At 73.0% G+C, this 16,094-nt stretch carries 13 protein-coding genes; 3 read left to right on the top strand and 10 right to left on the bottom strand.

The annotated features are described in order from the left end of the window. Nucleotides 1–50 precede the first annotated feature (50 nt). Entirely contained in the window at nucleotides 51–1,109 is a 1,059-nt protein-coding gene (locus ACWD01_RS15215) for an aldo/keto reductase (RefSeq protein WP_451161835.1), read from the top strand. A gap of 86 nt (nucleotides 1,110–1,195) precedes the next feature. Here ACWD01_RS15215 and ACWD01_RS15220 read toward each other — a convergent pair whose 3' ends face one another. The 10 genes from ACWD01_RS15220 to ACWD01_RS15265 form a co-directional block, all read right to left on the bottom strand. Then, nucleotides 1,196–2,722, bottom strand: a complete 1,527-nt coding sequence (locus tag ACWD01_RS15220; RefSeq protein WP_451161925.1) for an ABC transporter ATP-binding protein — start codon at nucleotides 2,720–2,722, stop codon at nucleotides 1,196–1,198. A gap of 5 nt (nucleotides 2,723–2,727) precedes the next feature. Continuing rightward, nucleotides 2,728–3,525 (bottom strand): ABC transporter permease, encoded by a 798-nt coding sequence (locus tag ACWD01_RS15225; protein WP_451161837.1) that lies wholly within the window; start codon nucleotides 3,523–3,525, stop codon nucleotides 2,728–2,730. Next, nucleotides 3,522–4,475 (bottom strand): ABC transporter permease, encoded by a 954-nt coding sequence (locus tag ACWD01_RS15230; protein WP_451161839.1) that lies wholly within the window; start codon nucleotides 4,473–4,475, stop codon nucleotides 3,522–3,524. The genes ACWD01_RS15225 and ACWD01_RS15230 overlap by 4 nt, the downstream gene beginning before the upstream one ends. Then, nucleotides 4,472–6,091, bottom strand: a complete 1,620-nt coding sequence (locus ACWD01_RS15235) for an ABC transporter substrate-binding protein (protein WP_451161927.1) — start codon at nucleotides 6,089–6,091, stop codon at nucleotides 4,472–4,474. The genes ACWD01_RS15230 and ACWD01_RS15235 overlap by 4 nt, the downstream gene beginning before the upstream one ends. A 60-nt stretch (nucleotides 6,092–6,151) precedes the next feature. Next, a complete protein-coding gene (locus tag ACWD01_RS15240) occupies nucleotides 6,152–6,955 on the bottom strand; it encodes a class I SAM-dependent methyltransferase (protein WP_451161841.1) in 804 nt (267 codons plus the stop codon). A gap of 14 nt (nucleotides 6,956–6,969) precedes the next feature. Beyond that, the gene (locus ACWD01_RS15245; RefSeq protein WP_451161843.1) at nucleotides 6,970–8,229 is read right to left on the bottom strand and encodes an MFS transporter; all 1,260 of its coding nucleotides are present in this window, start codon (nucleotides 8,227–8,229) and stop codon (nucleotides 6,970–6,972) included. Continuing rightward, on the bottom strand, nucleotides 8,226–9,287 hold the full coding sequence (locus ACWD01_RS15250) for an enolase C-terminal domain-like protein (protein ID WP_451161845.1): 1,062 nt from the start codon (nucleotides 9,285–9,287) through the stop codon (nucleotides 8,226–8,228). The genes ACWD01_RS15245 and ACWD01_RS15250 overlap by 4 nt, the downstream gene beginning before the upstream one ends. Next, on the bottom strand, nucleotides 9,284–10,318 hold the full coding sequence (locus tag ACWD01_RS15255) for a PLP-dependent cysteine synthase family protein (RefSeq protein WP_451161929.1): 1,035 nt from the start codon (nucleotides 10,316–10,318) through the stop codon (nucleotides 9,284–9,286). The genes ACWD01_RS15250 and ACWD01_RS15255 overlap by 4 nt, the downstream gene beginning before the upstream one ends. Nucleotides 10,319–10,416: 98 nt before the next feature. Then, a complete protein-coding gene (locus tag ACWD01_RS15260) occupies nucleotides 10,417–11,250 on the bottom strand; it encodes a Rossmann-like domain-containing protein (protein WP_451161847.1) in 834 nt (277 codons plus the stop codon). Next, on the bottom strand, nucleotides 11,247–12,521 hold the full coding sequence (locus ACWD01_RS15265; RefSeq protein ID WP_451161849.1) for an ATP-grasp domain-containing protein: 1,275 nt from the start codon (nucleotides 12,519–12,521) through the stop codon (nucleotides 11,247–11,249). Before ACWD01_RS15265 ends, ACWD01_RS15260 begins: the two co-directional genes overlap by 4 nt. A 479-nt stretch (nucleotides 12,522–13,000) precedes the next feature. Here ACWD01_RS15265 and ACWD01_RS15270 point away from each other — a divergent pair, with 479 nt between their 5' ends. Continuing rightward, nucleotides 13,001–14,200 carry a S8 family peptidase gene (locus ACWD01_RS15270; RefSeq protein WP_451161851.1) on the top strand — a complete coding sequence of 400 codons (1,200 nt, stop codon included), beginning with the start codon at nucleotides 13,001–13,003 and terminating at the stop codon, nucleotides 14,198–14,200. A gap of 275 nt (nucleotides 14,201–14,475) precedes the next feature. Next, entirely contained in the window at nucleotides 14,476–16,011 is a 1,536-nt protein-coding gene (locus ACWD01_RS15275; protein WP_451161853.1) for a fused MFS/spermidine synthase, read from the top strand. Nucleotides 16,012–16,094 lie beyond the last annotated feature (83 nt).

Below are 16,094 nucleotides of genomic sequence, written 5' to 3' on the forward strand. Positions count from 1 at the left end.
GGAACTCCAGAACCGTTAGACCTGTCGGCTGAGCAATTCAAGGAGTGGCCATGGAATACAAGCGGCTGGGTGCGTCCGGGCTCAAGGTTCCCGCGCTGAGCTTCGGTGCGGGCACCTTCGGCGGCCAGGGACCGCTGTTCGGCGCCTGGGGCACCACCGACGCGCGCGAAGCGCGCCGCCTCGTGGACATCTGCCTGGACGCCGGGGTCACGATGTTCGACACCGCCGACGTCTACTCCGGCGGCGCGTCCGAGGAGGTGCTGGGTGAAGCGATCAAGGGCCGCAGGGACCAGGTGATCGTATCGACCAAGACCAGCCTGCCGATGGGCGACGGCCCGGGCGACGCGGGTTCGTCCAGGTCGCGTCTGATCACCGCGTGCGAGGACGCGCTGCGCCGGCTCGGCACCGACCACATCGACCTGTTCCAGCTGCACGCCTTCGACGCCGGCACCCCCGTCGAGGAAGTCCTGTCCACGCTCGACGATCTCGTCCGAGCGGGAAAGATCCGCTACCTGGGAGTCTCCAACTTCTCCGGCTGGCAGGTGATGAAGTCCCTCGCCGTCGCGGAGCGGTACGGCCACTCCCGTTACGTCGCCCACCAGGTCTACTACTCCCTCGTCAGCCGCGACTACGAATGGGACCTGATGCCCCTCGGCCTCGACCAGGGCGTCGGGGCACTCGTCTGGAGCCCGCTCGGCTGGGGACGGCTCACCGGCAAGATCCGCCGCGACCGGCCGATACCCGCCGGCAGCCGGCTGCACCGGACCGCCGACTACGGCCCGCCGATCGAGGAGGAGCACCTCTACCGCGTGGTCGACGCCCTCGACGAGATCGCGCAGGAGACCGGAAAGGCCGTTCCGCAGATCGCCATCAACTGGCTGCTGCAGCGGCCGACCGTCTCCTCCGTCATCATCGGCGCCCGCAACGAGGAGCAACTCCGCCAGAACCTCGGCGCCGTGGGCTGGACGCTCACGCCCGACCAGATCGCGAGACTCAACGCGGCGAGCAGCAAGGCAGCGCCCTACCCGCACTTCCCCTACCAGCGCCAGGAAGGCTTCGCCCGCCTCGCCCCGCCCGTGGCGGACCTGGTAGCCCCTGCCGCTGCCTGACGTCGGCGCCCCGCACGCCAGTTCCGCCCCCTGGGAACAAGCGGGCCCGCGCGTCCCAGCGGCGTCACCGCGCGGACAATGACGGCTCAGGCGCCTGCCCGCGTCGTCAGCCGTGCGGTGGTCTCCATCAGCCGGACGGTGAACGGGTGTCGCGGAGCGGTGAGGAGCTGCCGCGCCGGTCCCTCCTCGACGAGGTCGCCGGCCTCCAGTACGGCGATGCGGGTGGCCGTCGCGGCCGTGGCCAGGTCGTGCGTGATCAGGACCAGGGACAGATCGCCCCGGTCGCGCACGAGTCCGGCGAGCGTGTCGAGAAGCGCCCGCCGGGTGACCGTGTCGAGGCCGGAGGTGATCTCGTCGCAGATCAGCACTCGCGGCCGGGCCAGCAGGGTGCGGGCCAGCGCGGCGCGCTGGAGTTCGCCGCCGGACAGCCGGCCGGGGCGACGGCGTACGAGGTCTTCGGTCAGGCCGAGGCCGGCGAGCGTGGTCAGCGCCTCGGCGAGGGCGTCCGCCTCGGCCAGACCTCGCAGCCGTACGGCCGTCCGGGCCACCTGGTCCAGGACCGGGCGGTGTTCGTCGAACGCCGCCCTGGCGTCCTGGAAGACGTACTGCACTGCGGCGAGTTGCCGACGTGTGCGGTCTCTCAGACTGCGCGGGAGAGGGACGCCGTCGAGAAGGATCTCCCCGTCGTGGTCTCGGTGCAGGCCGGCCAGGCAGCGGGCCAGGGTGGTCTTCCCGCTGCCCGAGCGGCCGACGACAGCAAGGCATTCGCCGGCGCGAAGGGTGAGTTCGGGCATGTGGAGCACAGCGGTCCGGCCGTGGCGGGCGGTGAGGGGCCCGGCCCGGAGGACCGCGCCGCCCTCGGAGTCCGGCTCGATGCGGGTGGCGGCGGCCTCGGACGCCAGGAGTTCGGCCGTCCAGGGGTGCCGCGGTGCGAGCCACAGGCGCTCGGCCGGCGCGGACTCCACCACCTGCCCGTCCCGCATGACCAGCACTTCGTCGGCGAGTGCGCGTACGACGTCCAGGTCGTGGCTGAGCAGGACGACGGCGATCCCTTCCCGTGCCACGGCGGCCAGTTGGTCGACGATGCTCCGCTTCGTCAGGGCGTCCTGGCCGGTGGTCGGCTCGTCGGCCACCACCACCCTGGCGCCGAGCAGCAGCGCCTGTGCGAGCACGACGCGCTGCTGCTGGCCGCCGGACAGCTGGTGGGGGAAGCGCCGCAGCATGGACGCCGCGTCGGGGAGCTGGGCCAGTGACAGGGCGCGCAGGACCCGCTCGCCGACGGCGGTCCGGCGCTCGCGGCGCGGCAAGTGGCGTACCTGCGTACGGGCGATGTCCCGCAGCAGCGCGCCGACGCGGCGCGCGGGATTGAGGACGGCGCCGGGCTGCTGCGGGACGTATCCGATCAGGCCGTCGGGCACGCGTACGTGACCGGTGACGCGTGCGCCGGCCGGGTATTCGCCGAGCAGGGCGAGGCCGGTGGTCGTCTTACCGCTGCCGGACGCGCCCACGAGGGCGGTGATGGTGCCGGGGAGCACCCGGAGGTTCACCCCGTCGACGATCGCCCGGCCGCCGACGTCCACGCGCAGGTTCTCGATCTCCGCGACCGCGTTCACGGCGTTCACGTCCGTTTCCCCTTCTTCAGCCCGGTCTTCAGTCCGGCGTCGACGAGCAGGTTGGCGCCCATGGTGAGGGCGACGATGAGCAGGGCGGGCACGACCACGGTCCAGGGCTGGACGAACAGACCGGTGCGGTTGCGGTCCACCATCACCGCCCAGTCGGTCGCGTCAGGCTCGACGCCGACGCCGAGGAAGGCGGCGGTGGCGACCAGGTACAGCACGCCGGTCAGCCGTACGCCCGCGTCGGCGGCGAGCGTGCGCGTGAGGGAGCGGCCGACGTAGCCGACGGCCGTGCGCCACCAGGTCTCGCCCTGCATGCGCAGCGCTTCGACCGCCGGGCGTGACGCGGCCTCGGCCGCCGCGGCCCGTACGATGCGGGCGGCGTCGGGGATGTTGACAAGGGCCACCAGCAGGGTGAGGCCGACGGCGCCCGGTGTGAACACGGCGGCGACGAGCAGGATCATCAGCAGCGACGGCACGGCGAGCAGCACGTCGAGGGGCCGCATCAGCAGCTCTTCCAGCCAGGTGCGGCGGGTCAGTGCACTGAGGAGCCCGACGGGGAACGCCACGAGGTAGGCCAGGGCGGTCGCGGCCAGCGCCACGAGCACCACCGAGCGCCCTCCGAGCAGCACTTGGCGCCAGACGTCGCGGCCGACGAAGTCGGTGCCGAGCCAGTGCCCGCCGCCGAGCGTGAACGACGCGGCGCGTGGGCCGGGTTCGCCCGCGAGCAGCGGTCCGAGGAGGGCCAGGGCGAGGGGAACGCCGATGACGACGGCGCCCAGTGCGAACCGGGATCTCACGCGGCCGCCTCCGACCGGGGGGCGAGGCGGCGCGCGACCAGGTCGGCGCCGAGGTTGAGGACGACCGTGGTGACGCCGAAGACGACGGCGAGGCCCTGGACGACGGGTACGTCGCGTTCGGCGACGGCGTTGATCAGGACGGTGCCGAGGCCGGGGATCACGTACAGCGCCTCCACGACGATGACCCCGCACAGCAGCCAGTCGATCGTGCGGGCCAGTTGCTGGGTGGCGGGCGCCATGGCGTTGGGCAGGGCGTGTCCGTACCGGATGCGGACGCCGGGGACGCCGTAGCGGCGGGCGTGTGCCGCGTACGGCGAGGCCAGCGCGTCGATCATGCCGGCGCGGACGAGGCGGGCGAGGGAACACACGGGGCGGGAGAGCAGGACGAGTACGGGGAGCACCAGTGCGGCGGGGTGGGCGAGGAGATCGGTGCCGTATCCGACGGCGGTCGGCGGGAGCCAGCCCAGGCGCAGGGCGAAGACGGTGACCAGCAGCACGCCGAAGGCGAACTCGGGTACGGCGTACACGCCGAGCGTCACCGAGCTGACCAGCCGGTCCACGGGTCCGCCCTCGTGACGGGCGGCGAGCACGCCGAGGCCGACGCCGATCGGGACGAGGAGCGCCACCGTCAGGGCGGCGAGCAGCAGTGTCGGTCCGAAGCCGTCCGTGATGTAGGTGGTGACGGGTCGCCCGGAGGCCAGGGAGGTGCCGAAGTCGCCGTGCGGCAGCCCGGCGGCCCAGTCGGCGAGGCGTTCGTGCGCGGGCCGGTCCAGGTCCATGGCCTCGCGGATGGCGGCGATGCGTGCCGGGTCGGGCTGGTCGCCGGCGAGGGCGACGGCGGCGTCGCCCGGCAGCGCCTCGGTGAGGACGAAGACGAGCAGCACGACGGCTGCCGTCTGCGCCGCACCGAGCAGCAGCCGCCGGGCGACCCAGGAGCGTGGTCCGCTCACCCGAGCCAGACCTTGTCGAAGCGGGCCCAGTCGAGGGAGTTGGCCGGCGCCTTGGTCTCGACGCCCTTGACGTTACGGGCGGTTCCGAGGATCCAGTCGGCGAAGCCCCAGATCAGGAAGCCGCCTTCGGCGTGCAGACGGCGCTGCATACGCTCGTACACGGCGGTGCGGGCGGTCTTGTCCTTGGTGGACTGCGCCTGCTGGTAGAGGGCGTCGAAGTCCTTGTGGTGCCACTTGGTGGCGTTGGTGGTGGAACCGGTGAGCAGGCGCTGGGAGATGTGGGCCTCGATGGGCATGGCGCCGGAGCGGTAGGAGGCGAGGGTCCCGGAGTCGAGGATGTCCTTCCAGTAGCTGTCCTTGCTGCCGGTTTTGACGGTGACGGTGACGCCCGCCTTGGCGGCCTGGTCGCGGAAGATGGTGGCGGCCTCGGTGAATCCGGCGGCGACGGGCGAGGTGTCGAGGGTGACCTTCAGGTTCTCGGCGCCGGCCTGCTTGAGCAGCGCCTTGGCGCGGTCGAGGTCCTGTTCGCGCTGGGGCAGGCTCGCGGCGTAGTACTCGTAGCCCTTGCCGAACAGGTCGTTGCCGATCTCTCCGGCGCCGGACAGGGCGCCGTCGACCAGTTCCTTGCGGTCGGCGATCAGGAAGAAGGCTTCCCGGACCCGCTTGTCGTCGAACGGCGGGCGGTCGGTCTTCATGACGAAGCCCTGCATGGAGCTGCCCGGGAGCCGGACGATCTCGATCTGTCCCTTGCCCTCGTGGGCGCGGGCGGTGGTGGGATTGAGCTCGTGGGCGTACTCGATCTGCCCGCCGAGGAGGGCGTTGACGCGGGCGGACTCCTCGTTGGCGACGACGAACTCCAGCTCGTCCAGGTAGGGGGCGCCGTCCCAGTGGTCGTCGTTGCGCTTGAAGACGGCGGACCTGCCGGGGGCGAAGGAGACGAAGCGGAACGGGCCGCTGCCGACGGGCTTGCTGTCGAAGTCCTGCTCGCCCTCGGGGACGATGTACGCGCCGAACGCGGCGAGCACGTTGGGGAATTCGGCGGTCGGGCGCTTGAGGACGAACTCGACGGTGCGGTCGTCCAGCGTGCGGCTGGCCTTGAGGTCGATGGGTTCGAGGGACGCCTTGGCGCGGAACGCCTTCGCCGGGTCCGCGATGCGCCGGTAGCTGTAGAGGACGTCCTTGGCGGTGACCGGCCTGCCGTCGTGGAAGACGGCTTCGCGCAGTGTGACCTTCCAGCGGTCCAGGCCGACGCCCGGCTCCCACGTCGCGGCGAGCCTCGGCTGCGCGGACAGGTCGGGGCCGTAGTCGGCGAGCTTGTCGAAGAGGGCCTTGGCGCGGGCGACGTCGGCGAACAGGTTGCTCAGGTGCGGGTCGAGCGTCTCGCTCGCGCCGCCGCCGGCGAAAGCGGCGCGCAGGCGGCCGCCGCGCCGGGGCTTGCCGCCGCCCTTGGCCGGGTCGGTGGCCGGTCCGGTGCCGGCGCAGCCGGCCAGGGCGAGGGCGCCGAGGCCGGCGGCGCCTGTGGCGGCGAGGAAGCCCCGGCGGCGCAGACCGGGGAAGCGCGGATCGTTCAAGAGGGCGTCGTTCACGGGGCCTTGGTTCACGGAGACGTCGTTCATGGGGACGTCGTTCATGGCGGTGTTCCTTGCTGCTGTGCGAGCGGATGGACGCGTGGGGGCTCAGGGAAGGACGGGGGTGAGGCGGGCGACCAGGTGGAGCCGGTCCCCGTCGGCGGTCGCGGCGGGCACGTCGCCCTCCCGCCACGGCGGTTCGGTGCGCGGGCCCGGCCCGTCGTACAGGGCCAGCACCTCGAAGCCGTGGGCCGCGAGGACGTGGCGCAGCTCCTGCGGGAAGAGCAGGCGCCACGCCGAGCGCTGCTCGACCGGCGGGGAGCCGTCGTCGGCGGTCCACACCCGCGTGCGGCGCAGCAGTTGGGCCGCCCGGTCCAGGCACAGGGTGGTGGTGGAGCGGTAGGCGGTGCCCTGCCGGGTGAAACCGCCGACGAGCGGGGCATCGAGGAGTTCCGTACGGCCGAGGAAGAAGGCGCCGTTGCGCATCTCGGCGACGAGCAGGCCGCCGGGCGCCAGCGATCGGCGGCAGCATGTCAGGAAGCCGTCGAGCTGGTCGTTGGTGTGGCAGTACAGCAGGGCGCTGTCCAGGCACACCACCGCGTCGAAGGTCCGCTCCCCCAGGTCGAATCCGTGCAGGTCGGCCCGGACGTAGTCGGGGCCGGGGTGCTCGGCGCGGGCGTACGCCAGCATCGCCTCCGACAGGTCCGCGCCGGTGACGCCGCGGCCGGCACGGTGGAGGTAGGCGGCGTCGCGGCCGGTGCCGCAGCCGATGTCCAGGACGCGCGGACCGGGCGGCCCGTACCGGCGCAGGCAGTCCTCGGTCCAGCGCCCGGCGAGCCGTTCCGGGTCGGGGAAGCGGGCCTCGTACAGCGCGGGGTTGTCGGTGAGCAGGTTCGCGGTGGTGGCGGTCATGTGCGGCGCGCTCCTCATGCTGTCGCCGGTACGGTCGCGGGGCGGGCGGGCAGGATCCGGCGGCGGTGCAGCCGGTGGACGCCGGCGGCGGAGGCGAGGCCGAAGGCCAGGCAGCATGCCCACGGCAGCCACGGCGTGTCCGTCCGCTCGCCCGCGTCCATGGCCCAGCCGACGATCGTGTTGCCGACGGCGGCGGCGATGCCGGAGACCACGTAGAACAGGCCGAAGTAGGTGCCGGTGAGTTCGGGCCGGCCGAAGCCCGGGATCAGTTCCATCACGAACGGCTGGGCCATCATCACACCCAGGTAGAGCAGCAGCGCGCCGGCCAGGACGGGCAGCGTGCGGAGCGCCGCGTCCGCGAGGCCGTCGGGGGCCGTGCCGTATCCCGACACCGCCATCGGCGGCACGAAGGACAGCCCCATCAGCGCGAGTCCGGCGCTGATCCAGCGCGCCCTGCTGCCCCGCCTCTTCAGCGCGCGGGTGACACGGAGCTGAAGCCAGAGGTTGGCCAGCGTGCCGATGAGGAAGACGAGCCCGGCCGCGCCGTCCCAGCCGGTGGCCCGCCGGGCCCCGTCGGGAAGCAGCAGGTAGAGCTGGTTCTCCATGGTGAACATGCCGACCATGGCCAGGGCGAAGGCCAGGAAGCCCCGGTTGCCGACCACCTCGCGCCAGTCGGCGACGACGCTGTTCCCGCTCGGCTCGACCCGGCGGGCCGGCAGCACCAGGGCCTGGGCGACGGTGAGCACCGCGAAGATCCCGGCCGCCGTGAGCGCCGAGGCGCGGAAGTCGACCAGCAGCAGGGCGCTGCCGAGCAGCGGCCCGATCAGGGCGCCGGTGGTGGCGAAGACGTTGAACAGGGCGAACGCCTCCGCCTTGCGCTCCCCCGCCTCCAGGGCGAGATAGGCCCGCACGGCCGGGTTGAAGAGCGCCCCGGCCAGGCCGCTCAGCACGGAGGCGGCGAGGAGTACGGGCAGCCCGTCGCCGAGCGCGAACAGCCCGAAGCCGACGGTGCGCAGGGCGCATCCGACGATGATGACGCCGCGTGCCCCCAGCCGGTCCGACGCCGTGCCGCCGATGAGGAACAGGCCCTGCTGGCTGAGGTTGCGCACCCCGAGCACGATGCCGACGACGGCCGCCGACATCCCCAGGTCCTCGCTCAGATGCAGGGCGAGGTACGGGACGAGCAGGTAGAAGCCGGTGTTGACGCCGAGCTGGTTGACCAGGAGGAGGCGTATCGCGAGCGGGAAGCCGCGTATCTCGCGCCATGTGTTCATGGACGCGCCTCCTCGGCGTCGCGCCTGCGTACCCCGAGGCCCGCGTCACGGCTCGCGCGTACGGTGCCGTCGGCGCCGCCGATGCCCGCCCACGGATCGTCGGCGAGCAGCAGATGGCCGTCGAGGTCGACCCAGCGGGCGCGGCCGGCGAGGTGGACGGCGGGGGCGATGCCGAGGGTGCTGGCGGTCAGGCAGCCGAGCATCAGGTCGGTTCCGGTGCCCGCGATCAGTTCGGCGATCCGGAGGGCGGCGCCGACGCCACCGCACTTGGCGAGTTTGACGTTGATGCCCTGGACGCGTCCGGCGAGGCGGCGCGCGTCCTCGTATCCGACGGCGTCCTCGTCTGCGATGACCGGCAGCGGCGAGCGCTCCGCGAGCTTCGCCAGCGCCTCCGGATCGCCGGGGGCCAGGGGCTGTTCGACGGCCTCGACACCCAGCTCCGCGAAGAGCGGCAGCAGTCGCTCGCACTCCTGGACGGTCCACGCGCCGTTGGGGTCCAGCAGCAGCCGGGCGTGCGGCGCCACGGCGCGGACGGCCCGTACCCGGGCCAGGTCCTCGGCCGGGTCCGGGGCGCCGGCCTTGAGCTTGAGGACCGAGAATCCGTCCCGTACGAGGCGCGCCGCCTGCGCCTCGGCCCGTCCCGGTGCGGTGATGCCGATGGTGCGGGCGGTCGCGGCGGAGGGCGGTTCTCCATGGCGGTCCAGAAGTTGGTGCACGGGGACGCCCGCGCGCTTGCCGACGAGGTCGAGCAGCGCGGACTCCACGGCCGCGGTCACGGCCGGCGGGGCGGCGGCGTCCTCCCCGGTGCCGGTCCGCAGGGCTTCCAGGGCGGTCTCGGGGTCGGCGAAACGGGCCAGCCACCGGGCCTGTGCGTCCAGCAGCCGCCCGAGGGTGTCGGCGTCGAGCCCGTAGTACACGCTGGTGACGGCCTCTCCGTGGCCGCGCCGGCCTTCGTGCTCGACGGTCAGCCACACGGCTTCACGGGCCGCCATCGTGGAGCGGGAGATGCGCAGCGGCTCGGTGAGGTCGAGGCGTACGGTGCGCCGGCCGGCCTTCACGGGTTCTCCTCCGGGGTCGTGGCGAGTGGATCGGTGACCGTGCGGCACCGGGCCCAGCCGGTGGCCTCCACGGCCGTGGGGTGCGGGATTTCCATGGGGCGAGTGGCCGCGGTGGCCGGGCCGACGCCGTGGGCGGCGGTGAAGTCGTCGTCGAACACGCTGCCGAGGTAGCGGTGCGGCCCGTCGGGGAAGACCGTGGCGACGACCGCGCCCGGGTGGACGCGGGCGGCCCAGGCGGCGACGAGGGCGACGGCTCCAGTGCTCCAGCCCCCGCTGACGAAGCTGGAGCGGGCGAGCCGCCGGCACGCGTCGGCGGCCTCGGCGGGGCCGACCCAGTGGACCTCGTCGAACGCGTCGTAGGCGACGTTGCGCGGGTGGATGCTGCTGCCCAGGCCGCGCATCAGCCGGGGCCTGGCGGGCTGGCCGAAGATCGTGGAGCCGGTGGCGTCCACGCCGATGAGCCGCAGGCCGGGCCAGTGGCGGCGCAGCGGGCCGACGATCCCGGCACTGTGGCCGCCGGTTCCGACGCTGCACACCAGCACGTCGAGGTGGTCGAGCTGAGTGGCGAGCTCGGCCGCGAGGGAGGCGTAACCGGCTTTGTTGTCGGGGTTGTTGTACTGGTCGGGCCAGTACGCGTCCGGGAGCCGCGTGAGCAGTTCGCGGAGCCGGGCGAGCCGGGCGGCCTGCCAGCCGCCGTCGGCCGCCGGGCGGTCCGCCAGTTCCAGCCGGGCCCCGTAGGCACGCAGCAACTGCCGCATCGCCGGCTCCAGTTCGGCGTCCCCGACCAGCACGATCGGGTGGCCGAGGGCCTGTCCGGCGAAGGCCAGTCCGATGCCGAGCGTGCCGGAGGTGGATTCCACCACGGGTGCTCCGGGCCGCAGTTCGCCGCGCTCCCTCGCGCCCAGCAGCATGGCGACGGCGGCCCGTGCCTTCATACCGCCGACGCCGAGTCCTTCGAGCTTGGCCCAGAAGCCGGGCTGCGGGCACGGCAGGTCGGCCGTGACGCGGGCGAGCGGGGTCCGGCCGAGCAGGCCGAGGAGCTCCCGGTTGCCCGCGGTGCTTCCGGTGCTTCCCGTACTTCCGGAGCTTCCGGAGCTTCCGGAGCTTCCGGAGCTGAGGACGGCCGTGGTCACAGGGCGGCTCCGTAGCGGTGGATGGTCCCCGGGCCGCCGTCCAGCCAGAAGAAGGGATACGGCTCCGCGCACACCGCGCTGACGCCGGAGCCGATCAGGCGGGGCAGGACCGCGCTGCCGGTCTGCGCGAACATCACCAGCGGTGTGCCCCGGCGCTGCGCGTGCCGTCGCAGCGGCTCGAAGGTGCCGTTGCCGAGGGTCATGCCGGAGGCGAGCACCGCGTCGCAGTGCTCCAACTCCGCCAGGGCGTCGGTGCGTACGGGCTCGCCCCATTCGGTCGTACCGCCCTTGAGGTCGCACGGGATGTACGCGAGGCCGCGCGCCCGCAGGGCCTCCAGCAGCGAGTTGACCACGCCCACCACGAGCACGGTCGCTCCGGGCGAGGCGTCGATCAGCTCCACCACGGCCCCGGCCCTCGCCCGGGACTTGTCCAGCGACGTGCCGGCGGGCAGTGGGCAGGGCTGTGCGCCGTGGGCGGGGCTGTGCGGGAGGGCGTGCATCAGGTAGGCGTCGAGGGCGGCGACCCGGACCGGTGGCAGCTCGTGTGCCAGGAGGCGGGCGACGTCCGCGCCGACGCAGTCCTCGACGGCGCCGTCGGGCAGTTGGCCGGGCTCGACCGCGCAGGAGCCCACGGCTTCGGCGAGGCGCAGGCTGAGTACTTCGTTGCGGTAGCCGGAGCCGCGTCCTTCGTGTCGTACGGCCTGACGGGTGGTGAAGGCCACCGCGATCCGCTGGGTGCGCGGTTCGGGGCCGATGCCGCCGGCCAGCACGCGCTCGACGAGGTCGTCGTACGAGGAGGCCAGGGCGGCTGGGCCGGTGAGGGCGGTCATCGGGTCACCACCCGGGGGCTCAGCCGTGCGAGGAGGGCCTCGGCCCGGTCGCGGGCGCCCGCGCCGTGTGCGTCGCCGGCCATGACGTGGCCGAGGTACTCGTTGTTGCTGCCCGCGGCTCTAACAGCCTTGCCGGGGTCGGCGAGCTGGAGTTCCAGCAGGCCGTCCGCCGTACGGACCGTGTCGGCGCCGTCGACGGCCTCCAGGACGCCGTCCTGGTCCGGCACCAGGAAGCCGATCGCGGCACTGGTCAGTCCGGTGGCGCGGCGGCGCAGGTCCGGCTCGCGGCCGAGGGCGACGTCCACGCAGGCGGCGGCGAGGTCGATGCCGGTCACGTGGCGTATGAGCTCGGTGATGCGGTTGCCGGCCGGCCGGGGGTTGACCTCGACCAGGCGTGGCCCGTCCGTCGTCAGTTTGATCTCGGTGTGGGCGACGACCCCGTCCAGCCCGAGCGCCTTGAGCGCCCGGCGCGCGGTCTCCTCGACGGCCCGGGTGTCCGCGGGGTCCAGGGCGGCGGGGAACATGTGGCCGGTCTCGATGAACGCGGGAGCCCCGCCGACGCTCTTGTCGGTGACGCCGACGACGTGCACGGCCCCGCCGTACGACACGGTCTCGACGCTGACCTCGGGCCCGTCGAGGAACTCCTCGAGCAGGACCACGGGGTCGCGGCGCTGGCCGCGGGCGTTGACGGGGAAGGCGGCGAGCGCGCGGTAGGCGTGTGCGAGGGCGGCCTCGTCGTCGACGCGGCGTACGAACATCCCGGCGCACAGGTCGACGGGCTTGAGCACCAGCGGGTAGCCGATGTCGCGCGCCGCGGCGGCGGCCTCGGCCCACTCCGCGCACACGGCGAAGCGCGGTCCCGGCAGGCCGGCCTCGGCCAGCACCCGGCGGGTGGCGTCCTTGCGGCACGCGTTCTCGACCGACTCGGGCGTGGGGCCGGGCAGTTCCAGACGTCCGGCGATCCGGGCGGCCGTCCGGAGGTAGTAGTCGCAGGAGGTGATCACTCCGTCGAAGCGCAGCGCGTCGTGGGCCCGCTCGACGAAGGACAGCAGCGTGTCGGGATCGTTGGTGTCGTCGGTCTCGTTGGTCTCCGCGGTCAGGACATGGCGGGCCGCGAGGAGCGGGTGCGCCGCGCCCTCCGGTGCGGAGCGCAGGTAGTGGTGCAGGTCACGGGTCAGAAGGGTGAACTCGTGACCGGCCTCCCGGACGGCCCGTGGCAGCAGTCTGCTCATGGACCCGACCCAGCTCTCGACCATCAGCAGATGAGCCACGACTTTCCCTTCACACAACGCGGTTGAGGTTTTTTCCGGTCAGGACGGCGGGCGCCGACGTCTGACCGGATGGACCTTAACGAAAATCGTTTTCATTGTCACCTGATGGGCCGCCCGGAACCGCAACGCGTGCGCGGAGCGGCGGCCGCGTCCCCGGTCGGCGGGACCGTGCCGACGGGCGACCGTGCACCGGTCCGGCCGCCGCCGAAGCGGCGGGGACGACCCGGAAGGTGATCACCCGTTTCCTTGAAGCGAACCTGCCATTCACCTTGTGCGCCGGTAGGCGCCGTGGCACGGTTACCCCCGGCTCGACCGGACGGCGGATGTGAACGCACAACCACCCCTCCGCGTACGTGCCTTGACCCTGCCCACGGCCTGACCACCCCTGGCGCGGGAGCCGACCGGAGACCCCGGACGACAGCACCACCGCACGGCCCGAATTGCCCGCAACCCGGACAACGAAAGGTCTGGTTCATCACATGAGATCCCCCGCGCGACGACTTCGCGTGCTCGTCCCCGCCGCCGCACTCGCCGCAGGACTCCTCGCGGCGGCCCCCGCGCACAGCGCGGACCGCCCCGACGTACGACTCGCGCCCGCCGCCACGGCCGTGGCCGACAGCTGGATCGCGGTCCTCGAGAACACCCCCGAGGGGTCCGTCCGGAGCGCCGCGGAACACCTCGCCGACACCTACGACGGCACCGTGACGCACCTGTACCGCTCATCCGTACGCGGCTTCGCGGCGAAGATGACCGCCGCCCAGGCGCACCGCCTCGCCGCCGACCCGCGCGTCGCATACGTCGAGCAGGACGCCCGGGTCCGCGTCAACGCGACGCAGTCGGACGCCACCTGGGGCCTCGACCGCATCGACCAGCGCCAACTGCCGCTCGACGGTTCGTACACGTACAACACCACGGCCTCCGGCGTCCGCGTGTACGTCATAGACACCGGTGTCCGCGTCAGCCACAACGACTTCGGCGGCCGGGCGAGCATCGGCACCGACACGATCGGCGACGGCCAGAACGGCAACGACTGCAACGGCCACGGCACCCACGTCGCCGGAACCGCCGCCGGGTCGGCCTACGGTGTCGCCAAGGCCGCCTCCATCGTCGGCGTGCGTGTCCTCGACTGCAACGGGTCCGGCACCGTCTCGGGCGTCGTCGCCGGCGTGGACTGGGTCACCGCCAACGCCGTCAAGCCCGCCGTGGCCAACATGAGCCTCGGCGGCGGCGCCAACTCCACCCTCGACGCCGCCGTGCAGAACTCCATAGCCTCCGGCGTCAGTTACGCCGTCGCCGCCGGTAACGGCAATCAGGGCGGCAGGGCGCAGGACGCCTGCAAGTACTCGCCCGCCCGCGTCCCCGAGGCCCTCACGGTCGGCGCGACCGACAACACCGACACGAAGTCCTCCTGGTCCAACTACGGCACCTGCCTGGACCTCTTCGCGCCCGGGGTGGGCATCACCTCGGCCTGGAGCACCGGCGACTCGGCCACCAACACCATCAGCGGCACATCGATGGCCTCCCCGCACGTCGCAGGCGCCGCGGCCCTGTATCTGGTCGGCAATCCCACGGCCACCCCGGCACAGGTCGGCGACGCGCTGACGGCCAACTCCACCACCGGCGTGGTCAACAGCGCCGGCAACGGATCCCCCGACCGGCTGCTGTACTCGCTCTTCTGATCCGCCCCGGCACGTGGGCGCGCCCCGGCCTGCCGGGGCGCGCCCACGCGCACGGTCAGGGCGGCGCATCGCCGAACTGCCGGGGCCCCGCCGACACCGGGGCCGCACCCGCACTCTGCCCGCCGCGCATGTGGACGGGCGCCTCCCTCGCAGCGCGATCCACCGCACCCCGTCAACCTCGCGTTCCACGAACGAGTGTGGATCCCACGCCAGTTCACGGCCCCGTACGTTTCAGGCAGACCACCGTCGACGCGTCGCGTGCGAGGATGTCGACCGTGACCACATCGTCTTCCCCACCTGTCGACGAGGGCACGCCTCGCAACGACGGCCTGGGTCCCCGTACCGCTGCCGCGCTCGTATTCGGGTCCTCGGCCGCGGTCCTGGTGGTCGAGATCGTCGCTCTGCGGCTGCTGGCCCCCTACCTCGGCCTCACCCTCGAGACCAGCACCATGGTGATCGGCATCGCCCTCACCGCGATCGCCCTCGGCTCGTGGCTGGGCGGGCGCCTCGCCGACCAGGTCAACCCGCGCCGGCTCGTGGGCCCCTCGCTCGGGGTGTCGGGAACGGTCGTGGCCCTCACCCCTCTCGTGCTGCGCACCAGCGCGGAGTGGGCACCGGCGATGCTCCTGTTGATCGCGTCGCTGACCATCCTCGTGCCGGGGGCGCTGCTCTCCGCGGTGACGCCGATCGTGACCAAGCTGCGTCTCACCAGCCTCGCCGAGACCGGAACGGTCGTCGGCCGGCTGTCGGGCGTCGGCACCGTCGGCGCCATCGTCGGCACGGTACTCACCGGCTTCGTCCTCGTCTCGCGGTTGCCGGTCAGCGGCATCCTGATCGGCCTCGGCGCACTGCTGGTGGCCGGCTCGGCGCTGTTCGAGTGGCGAACGCGCCGGTGGCGCGGCGCCCCCGTCCTCGCACTCGTCGTCGTCGCCGGCGGCCTCGCCACCGTGGTCGCGCCCGGTGGGTGCGACGCGGAGACCAGGTACCACTGCGCACGGGTCGTCGCAGATCCCGAACGCGGCAGCGGCCGCACGCTCGTACTTGACGGCCTGCGGCACTCCTACGTCGACGTCGACGACCCGACCTTCCTGGAGTTCAGGTACGTGCGCGCCATCGCGTCGGTGGTCGACGCCGCCTTTCCCGCAGGTGAGCCGCTCGCCGCCCACCACCTGGGCGGCGGCGGGCTGACCTTTCCCCGTTACCTCGCGGCCACTCGGCCCGGGACCCGCAGCCTGGTGTCCGAGATCGACAGCGGGGTCCTGCGCCTCAACCGCGACCGGCTCGGTCTGGGATCGGCGGCCGGCATCGACGTACGCGCCGAGGACGGCAGGCTCGGCCTGCGGCGACTGGACGCCGGCAGTCGTGACCTCGTCGTCGGCGACGCCTTCGGAGGCGTCAGCGTGCCGTGGCACCTCACCACGGTGGAGGCGATGAGGGACATACGGCGGGTGCTCGACGAGGACGGCCTGTACGTCGCCAACCTCATCGACCACGGCGCTCTGGCCTTCGCACGTGCCGAAGTGGCCACCCTCAGCGAGACCTTCGAGCACGTCGCCCTCGTCGGCGACCCCACCGACCTCGGCCTCGACCCGACCGCCACTCCCGAGGGCGGCAACATGGTGGTACTCGCCTCCAACCGGCCGGTCGACCTCCGCGCGGCCCAGGAAGCGCTGGACGACCGGCAGACCGGCTGGAAGATCGCCACCGGCGAGGACCTCACCTCCTGGATCGGCGACGCCCGACTGCTCACCGACGACTACGCCCCCGTCGACCAGCTCCTCCAGCCCTACAGCCCGCCAAGCAGCCGGTGACAGACACCTCGGGCGCCCCACCCGTGTGGCGGCCTCAACGCTTCTGCACGGTCGGCCGCGGGTACGGCCGAACCCTCCGGCCA

It is taken from the genome of Streptomyces sp. NPDC002835 (assembly GCF_053591995.1).

Coding starts and splice junctions, on each gene's coding strand:
- ACWD01_RS15215 (WP_451161835.1), top strand. CDS start 51: ATGGAATACAAGCGGCTGGGTGCGTCCGGGCTCAAGGTTCCCGCGCTG.
- ACWD01_RS15235 (WP_451161927.1), bottom strand. CDS start 6,091: ATGAACGACGTCTCCGTGAACCAAGGCCCCGTGAACGACGCCCTCTTG.
- ACWD01_RS15240 (WP_451161841.1), bottom strand. CDS start 6,955: ATGACCGCCACCACCGCGAACCTGCTCACCGACAACCCCGCGCTGTAC.
- ACWD01_RS15245 (WP_451161843.1), bottom strand. CDS start 8,229: ATGAACACATGGCGCGAGATACGCGGCTTCCCGCTCGCGATACGCCTC.
- ACWD01_RS15260 (WP_451161847.1), bottom strand. CDS start 11,250: ATGACCGCCCTCACCGGCCCAGCCGCCCTGGCCTCCTCGTACGACGAC.
- ACWD01_RS15270 (WP_451161851.1), top strand. CDS start 13,001: ATGAGATCCCCCGCGCGACGACTTCGCGTGCTCGTCCCCGCCGCCGCA.